At 71.2% G+C, this 7185-nt stretch carries 7 protein-coding genes and 1 pseudogene; all 8 read right to left on the bottom strand.

Going from position 1 to position 7185, the window contains the following annotated elements:
- A partial coding sequence (locus tag B7767_RS26335; RefSeq protein ID WP_085574369.1) for an MCE family protein occupies nt 1–1093 on the bottom strand: 1093 nt, incomplete at its 3' end.
- Nucleotides 1090–2112, bottom strand: coding sequence for an MCE family protein (locus B7767_RS26330; RefSeq protein ID WP_085574368.1), 1023 nt, complete (start codon nt 2110–2112; stop codon nt 1090–1092). The genes B7767_RS26335 and B7767_RS26330, both read right to left, overlap by 4 nt.
- Complete coding sequence (locus B7767_RS26325) at nt 2109–3152, bottom strand: MCE family protein (RefSeq protein WP_085574367.1); 1044 nt, start codon at nt 3150–3152, stop codon at nt 2109–2111. Before B7767_RS26325 ends, B7767_RS26330 begins: the two co-directional genes overlap by 4 nt.
- On the bottom strand, nt 3149–4213 hold the full coding sequence (locus tag B7767_RS26320; protein ID WP_085574366.1) for an MCE family protein: 1065 nt from the start codon (nt 4211–4213) through the stop codon (nt 3149–3151). Before B7767_RS26320 ends, B7767_RS26325 begins: the two co-directional genes overlap by 4 nt.
- Complete coding sequence (locus tag B7767_RS26315) at nt 4210–5475, bottom strand: MCE family protein (RefSeq protein ID WP_085574365.1); 1266 nt, start codon at nt 5473–5475, stop codon at nt 4210–4212. Before B7767_RS26315 ends, B7767_RS26320 begins: the two co-directional genes overlap by 4 nt.
- Before the next feature lies 1 nt (nt 5476).
- Nucleotides 5477–6283, bottom strand: a complete 807-nt coding sequence (locus B7767_RS26310) for an ABC transporter permease (RefSeq protein ID WP_085574364.1) — start codon at nt 6281–6283, stop codon at nt 5477–5479.
- 6 nt (nt 6284–6289) lie between these two features.
- On the bottom strand, nt 6290–7054 hold the full coding sequence (locus B7767_RS26305) for an ABC transporter permease (protein WP_085574363.1): 765 nt from the start codon (nt 7052–7054) through the stop codon (nt 6290–6292).
- A pseudogene (locus B7767_RS49130) lies at nt 7051–7185 on the bottom strand (ABC transporter ATP-binding protein); the annotation flags it as partial. The pseudogene B7767_RS49130 and the gene B7767_RS26305, both read right to left, overlap by 4 nt.

Here is a 7185-nt window from a genome sequence, read left to right as displayed (position 1 = left end):
GCCCCGCCGCGGACGCGGACGGGGCGGGCGTGCCCTCGGCCACCAGCGGCGGGATCACCTGGGTCCCGGGCACGGCTGCCATGTTCAGGTACGCGTTGAGGTAGTCGCCCTTCACCCCGCGCAGCACCTCGTCGGTGAACGGGTACGTCATCAGCACCTGGAGCGAGTCGGGCAGGTCCGTGCCCGCGTCGGCGAGCGCCTTCAGCGTCGGCGCGATGGCCTTGAGGTCGGCGATCATGTCGTCCTTGCTCGCGTTGATGGTGGAGACGGCGACGCCGGAGAGCGTGTCGAGGGAGCGCAGCATGGTCAGCAGTGAGCCGCGCTGTTTCTCCAGCGTCTTCAGTCCGGGCGAGAGGTCGGTGAGGACGGTGCCGACGTCGTCCTTGCGGGTGGCGAGGGTCGAGGAGAGCCGGTTGACGGCGTCGAGGGCGTCGGTGATGTCTCCGCGGTGCTCGTCGAGGTCGCCCACCAGGGTGTCGACCCGTTTCAGCATGGAGCGGACCTCGGGTTCGCGGCCGCCGAGGGCCGCGTTGAGCTCCTGGGTGATGGTCTTGAGCTGGTTGACGCCGCCGCCGTTGAGGAGCAGGGACAGTGCGCCGAACACCTCCTCGACCTCGGTGTTGCGGCTGGTGCGGGCCAGCGGGATGACGTTCCCGTCCGCCAGCCTGCCGGCTCCGGTCCCCTCGGCGGGTGCGACGAGCTGGATGTACTTCTCGCCCAGCAGGCTGGACTGTTCGAGCCGTGCGGTGGTGTCGGCGGGCAGCCGCACATCGCCGTTGATCTCCATGGTGACGCGGGCCGACCAGTCGTCGCGGCCGAGTTCGATGCCGGTGATCCGGCCGACGGCGACGTCGTCGACCCTCACCGCGGCGTGCGGGACGAGGCTGAGCACGTCGTGGAGTTCCGCGGTGACGGTGTAGGGGTGGTCGCCGAGGTCGGCGCCGCCGGGCAGTGGCAGGTCCTCGATGCCGTCGAAGCGCGGGGGGCCGACGGCGACCGCGCCGAGGGCGAGGGTGAAGCCGAGCCCGAGGGCGATCAGTCCGCCTGCGGTGAGGCCGGCGGCCCGGCCCGCGGTGAGCGTGCCGCGTTTCATCGGCCGTCCCCCTTCCGCCCGTCGGCCGCACCGGCCACGGGCAGCGGCAGCAGCGGGCCGCCGATGCTGATCTCGTTGAGGTTGGCGCGGCCGTCGAGGGTGCGGGTGTCGGGGTTGTAGGCGCCCACGACGTTGCCCGCGGCCAGCGGCGCCACGTCCAGCGCCTCGGCCAGCGAGGCCCGTTGCTCGACCAGGGTCCGGGTGATGGGGACGAGCCGGTCGACGTTCTTCTTCAGTTCGCCCCGGTTGTCCTCGATGAAGGTCTTGACCTGGCCGAGGGCCTTGCCGAGTTCCTCCAGCGCGCCGGTGAGGTCGTCCTTGTTGTCGGCGAAGAAGCCGACGACCTCGTCCAGGCGTTCCTGCGCGGTGCGCACGTCGGTGTCCTTGTCCTTCAGCATGGTGGTGAAGGTCTGGAGGCTGCCGAGCGTCTTGAACAGGTCGTCGCTGCTGCCGTCGAGGGTCCTGGCCGCCTTGCCGAACTCCTCGACGCCCTCGCCGATGGCCTCGCCGTTGCCGTCGAGGTTGGCGGCGCCGGTCCTCAGCAGTTCGGACAGGGCGCCCTCGGAGTTGGCGCCGTCCGGGCCGAGGGCCTCGCCGAGTTCGGTGATCGACTCGTAGATCTGGTCGATCTCGACGGGGAGGCGGTTGCGCGAGGCGGGCAGTACGGCGCCGTCGGCGAGGGCGGGGCCGGTGCTGTGGGCGGGGGTGAGCTGCACATAGCGGTCGGCGACGACGCTCGGCGCGACGACGACGGCCCGCGCGCCCCGGGGGACCTTGACCCCCTCGTCCAGGCGGAGGTCGACACGGACCGTGGTGCCCTGCGGCCGCACCGACTCCACCTCGCCGACCCGTACCCCGAGGACGCGCAGGTCGGACCCGGCGTAGACGCCGGTGGCGCGGTCGAAGTAGGCGGTGATGCGGGTGCCGTCGGATCCGAGGGCCCGGACGGTGACCACGCCGGCGGCGGCGAGTACCAGGAAGGCGAGCACGCCGGTGAGGATCTTTCCGCGTCGGTTCATCGCTCACCGCTCCCCTGGGCCGCCGCCGGCTGTTTCGGCGGCAGGCATCCGGTCTCGGGCTGGGAGGTCTCGGGCAGGTAGTCGCGGGGCACCACACCGCACAGGTAGCTGTCGAACCAGCGGCCGTTGCCGAGGGTGTTGCCGACCAGGCGGTAGTACGGGCCGACCAGCGCGAGGGTCTTGCCGAGCTGGGTGTTGTTCTCCTCCAGGACGCCGGTGACGCGGCCGAGGGCCTTGAGGGTGGGGCCGAGCTGCTTCTCGTTGTCCTCGACGAGGCCGCCGAGTTCGGTGCCGAGGTCCTTGCTGCCCTTGAGCAGGGCGCTGATGGCGGCGCGGCGGTCCCTCAGTTCGCCGAGCAGGGAGCCGCCGTCCTCGATGAGGGTCTCGAAGCTGGATTTCCTGTTCTCCAGCGTCTTGGTGAACCTGGCGCTGCCCTTGAGGAGTTCGGAGAGCTCCGCGTCGCGCTCGGAGACGGACCGCGACAGGTCGGACAGGCCGGTGGCGGCCTTGCGCACGTGCGGCGGGGAGTCCTCGAAGGTGTCGGAGATGGTCTCGAAGCTCTCCGCGAGCCGCCGCGTGTCGATGTCGTCGACGGTGCCGCTGAGGTCCTGGAACGCCTGGGTCACGTCGTAGGGGGAGGTGGTGCGGGTCAGCGGGATGCGGCTGCCGGGGTCCTGCCGGCCGGAGCCGAGCGGGTCGAGCGCCAGGTACTTGTCGCCGAGGACGGTCTTGATGGCGATGGCGGCGGTCGTGCGGTCGCCGAGCCAGGCGTCCTCGACCTCGAAGGTGACCTTCACCTTGGCCCCGTCGAGGGCGACGCCGGTGACCCGGCCGACCTTGACGCCCGCGATGCGCACCTCGTCGCCCTCGTCCAGGCCCGCGGCCTCGGAGAAGTCGGCGCTGTAGGCGGTGCCGCCGCCGAACGGGAGCCGGTCCACGTTGTAGGCGAGGAGGGCGAGCAGGGTGAGGACGAGCAGCCCCACGACGCCGACGGCGACGGGGTCGCGCTCTTTCACGGGTTTGACGCGCGGGCGCTTCATCCGCGGCACCTCGATTCGGTGATCGCGATACCGGTCGGCGGTTCGGAGCCGTCGGAGGTGGTCACTCCGCTCACGCGCGCCTCGCAGAGGTAGAGGTTGAACCACGATCCGTAGGAGGACAGGCGGGCCAGGGCGGTCATCTTGGCGGGGGTCTTCTCCAGGAAGTCCTCGATCTGCGGGGTGTGCTCGCCGAGGTTGTCCGAGAGCCGGCCCAGTTCGCGGATGTCCTGCTCGAGGGGTGCGCGTCCGTCCTCGAGGAGGCCGGCGGTGACGGTGGTCAGGTCGCCCATGGCCGCGACGGCCTTGCCGAGGGGTTCGCGGTCCCCGTCGAAGCCGGTGACGAGTTCCTGGAGGGTGACGACGAGGTCGTCGAAGCCGGCCTCGCGGTCGTTGAGGGTGTCCAGGACGGTGGTGAGGTTCCCGACGACCTGGCCGATCACCTCGTCCTTGGCGGCGACGGTCGTACTGAGCGAGCCGATGTGGCGGATCAGGCTGTCGACGGTGGCGCCCTCGCCCTGGAGCACCTGCACGATCGATCCGGCGAGCTCGTTGACGTCCTTCGGGGAGAGCCCCTCGAAGAGCGGTTTGAAGCCGTTGAAGAGCAGGGTCAGGTCGAGCGCGGGCGTGGTGCGCTCCAGCGGGACGGTGGCGCCCTCCTCCAGGGTGCCGGTGAGGTCGCCGCTGCCGCGGCCGAGGGAGACGTAGCGCTGGCCGACCATGTTGAGGTACTTCACGGCGGCGGTGGTCGACCGGGGCAGCCTGCGGTCGTCGCGGACGGTGAAGGTGACCTGCGCGGTGCGCCGTTCCACCACGCGTACGTCGGTCACCTCGCCGACCTCCACCCCGGAGATCCGCACGCTGTCGCCGTCGACGAGTCCGGTGACGTCGGTGAACAGGGCCTTGTAGGTGGTGGTGCCGGTGCCGGAGCCGATGCCGGTGTTGGCGACGCCGATGCCGAGCACGGTCGTGGCGAGGGCAGTGACCACCACGAAGGCGAGGGACTTGAGCAGCGGTCCGGTCAGCGGGCGGCGCCGGGTGTGCGCGTCGTCGGCGGTGGTCATCCGAGGGTCACCTCCGTACCGCGGTAGACGGGGCCGGCGAGCAGGCTGCTCCAGTCGGGCAGGTCGCCGGGGCTCTCGCCGGCGGCGGGGGCGAGGAGTTCGTTGACGAGGTCGTTCTCCGCCGGGGAGTTGGCGGGTCCGAGGTCCTGCTCGGCCGCGGGGGCGGCGGCCTGCGCGGCGGGCCGGGGCAGCGAGCCGAGGTAGGGCACGGAGGGGCAGCGGGGGCCGCCGCCGGAGTCGTACACCGGGGTGTCGCGGCCGGGGCGGTAGGCGCCGCGCGAGGCGACGGTGGTGACGTGGACGTGGACGCCGGGCCGGTCGGTGCCCTTGCCGAGCGCCTTGTCCATGGCCGGGACGAACTCGGCGAGGGTGCGCAGGGTGCAGGGGAAGGCCGCGGAGTACTCGGCGAGCAGTTCCAGGGTGGGCCGGCCCGTGGTGCCGAGCCGGATGATGTTGTCCTTGTTCTTGCGCAGGAAGGCCGTCACGTCCTCGGCCGTCCGGGTGGTGGCGCCGAGGGTGGCGGCGAGTTCGGCCTCCTGCTCGGCGAGGGTGCCGCTGGTGGTGGTGAAGTCGGTGAGCGCCGTGATGACGTCGGGCGCGGCGTCCGCGTAGACATGGCTGACCTTCACGAGTTCCTTGAGGTCGCGGTTGAGGGCGGGCAGGTGGGGGTTGAACTCCTCCAGGTGCTCGTCCAGCAGGCTCAGCGTCTCGCCGAGCTGTTCCCCGCGGCCTTCCAGGGCCTGTGAGACGGCCGACAGGGTCGCGGAGAGCTTCTGCGGCTGGACGGCGGTGAGCATCGGCAGGACGTCGTCGAGCACCTGCTGGAGCTCGACGGCGTTCGCGGAGCGGTCCTGGGGGACGACGGCTCCGGCGGCCAGGGGCCGGGGCGAGGGGTTCTCGGGCGGTACGAGGGCCACGAACCGTTCGCCGAACAGGGTGGTCGGCAGCATCTGCGCGCGGACGTCGGACGGTACGTGGTCGAGCGTGCCGGGCTTCATGGCGAGGGTGAGCCGGGCCCCGTCGCCGGTGGCGTCGATGGCGCGGACCTCGCCGACGACGACGCCGCGCAGTTTCACCTCGGCGCCCGGGTGCATCTGGTTGCCGACGCTGCCGGTCTCGACGACCACCGGGTCGGACGCGGTGAACTTCTTGTCGTAGACGGCGACGGACAGCCAGATCAGCAGGGCGGGCACCAGTACGAACACCACCCCGGCCAGTCGGCGGCGCAGCGTCTGTCCTCGGGATCCCCGGGGTCCGTTCATCTCACCCCGCCACCTTCACGGTCGTGGTCGCGCCCCACAGGGCGAGCGACAGGAAGAAGTCGGTGACGCTGATCAGCACGATGGCGTTGCGCACGGACCGGCCGACGGCGACGCCGACGCCGGCGGGGCCGCCCGAGGCGCGGAAGCCGTAGTAGCAGTGGGCGAGGATCACCATCACGCTGAAGATCAGCACCTTCAGCACGGAGAGCAGCACGTCCGTCGGGGAGAGGAAGAGGTTGAAGTAGTGGTCGTACGTCCCCCGGGACTGCCCGTTGAACAGGACGGTCACATAGCGGGAGGCGACGTAGGAGGAGAGCAGCCCGATCGCGTAGAGCGGGACGATGGCGACGACCCCGGCGATGATGCGGGTGGTGACCAGGTAGGGCATGGAGCGGATGCCCATGCCCTCCAGGGCGTCGACCTCCTCGTTGATGCGCATGGCGCCGAGCTGGGCGGTGAAGCCGGCGCCGACGGTCGCGGAGAGGGCGAGTCCGGCGACGAGGGGCGCGATCTCGCGGGTGTTGAAGTAGGCGGAGACGAATCCGGTGAACGCGGCCGTGCCGATCTGGTCGAGGGCCGCGTAGCCCTGGAGTCCGACGACGGTCCCGGTGAAGAGCGTCATCGCGATCATCACGCCGATGGTGCCGCCGATGATCCCGAGGCCGCCGGAGCCGAACGCCACCTCGGCGAGGAGGCGCTGCACCTCCTTGAGGTAGCGGCGCAGGGTCCGCGGGATCCACAGCAGTGCCCGGACGTAGAAGAGCAGTTGGTCGCCGGAGCGGTCGAGCCAGACGAGCGGGGAGGCCATCGGACCTCAGCCTCCCTTCGGCGGGACGATCTGGAGGTAGACGGCCGTCATCACCATGTTGACGAAGAAGAGCAGGAGGAACGTGATGACGACGGACTGGTTGACGGCGTCGCCGACGCCCTTGGGGCCGCCGCGCGGGTTGAGGCCCCGGTAGGCGGCGACGATGCCCGCGATGAACCCGAAGACCAGCGCCTTGAGTTCGCTGATGTACAGGTCGGGGAGCTGGGCGAGGGCGGAGAAGCTGGAGAGGTAGGCGCCGGGGGTGCCGCCCTGCATGATGACGTTGAAGAAGTAGCCGCCGAGGATGCCGACGACGGAGACCAGGCCGTTGAGCAGGACGGCCACGCCCATGGCGGCCAGGACGCGGGGCACGACCAGTCGCTGCACCGGCGAGACGCCCATGACCTCCATCGCGTCGAGTTCCTCGCGGATCTTGCGGGAGCCGAGGTCGGCGCAGATGGCCGAGCCGCCGGCACCGGCGATGAGCAGGGCGACGATGAGGGGGCTGGCCTGCTGGACGACGGCGAGGACGCTGGCGCCCCCGGTGAACGACTGGGCGCCCAACTGCTCGGTCAGGGAGCCGACCTGGAGGGCGATGACGGCGCCGAAGGGGATCGAGACGAGGGCGGCGGGCAGGATGGTCACGCTCGCGACGAACCAGAACTGCTCGACGAACTCGCGGAACTGGAAGGGTCTTCGGAAGACGGCGCGGCCGACTTCGGCGGCGAGCGCGAAGAGCCGGCCGGTCTGCCGCAGCGCGCCGGTGATCACGCGCCGCTCCCGGTGGCGGGCATCGGCAGGGTGGCCGCCCCGGCGTTCCGCGCGTAGGTGTCCCGGATGGCGGACCGCGCAGCGGGCGGCAGCGTGTCGATCATGCTCATGACACGGTCACGCCGTCGGGC

This window comes from Streptomyces sp. 13-12-16 (genome assembly GCF_002114215.1).
In the GTDB taxonomy this organism is placed as follows: domain Bacteria; phylum Actinomycetota; class Actinomycetes; order Streptomycetales; family Streptomycetaceae; genus Streptomyces.
This window is presented reverse-complemented; position numbering and strand designations above follow the sequence as displayed.

What these genes read in the sequence shown, in the direction of transcription:
- B7767_RS26325 (WP_085574367.1), bottom strand. Translation starts at nt 3,152, where the DNA reads ATGAAGCGCCCGCGCGTCAAACCCGTGAAAGAGCGCGACCCCGTCGCC.
- B7767_RS26310 (WP_085574364.1), bottom strand. Translation starts at nt 6,283, where the DNA reads ATGGCCTCCCCGCTCGTCTGGCTCGACCGCTCCGGCGACCAACTGCTC.
- B7767_RS26330 (WP_085574368.1), bottom strand. Translation starts at nt 2,112, where the DNA reads ATGAACCGACGCGGAAAGATCCTCACCGGCGTGCTCGCCTTCCTGGTA.
- B7767_RS26315 (WP_085574365.1), bottom strand. Translation starts at nt 5,475, where the DNA reads ATGAACGGACCCCGGGGATCCCGAGGACAGACGCTGCGCCGCCGACTG.
- B7767_RS26320 (WP_085574366.1), bottom strand. Translation starts at nt 4,213, where the DNA reads ATGACCACCGCCGACGACGCGCACACCCGGCGCCGCCCGCTGACCGGA.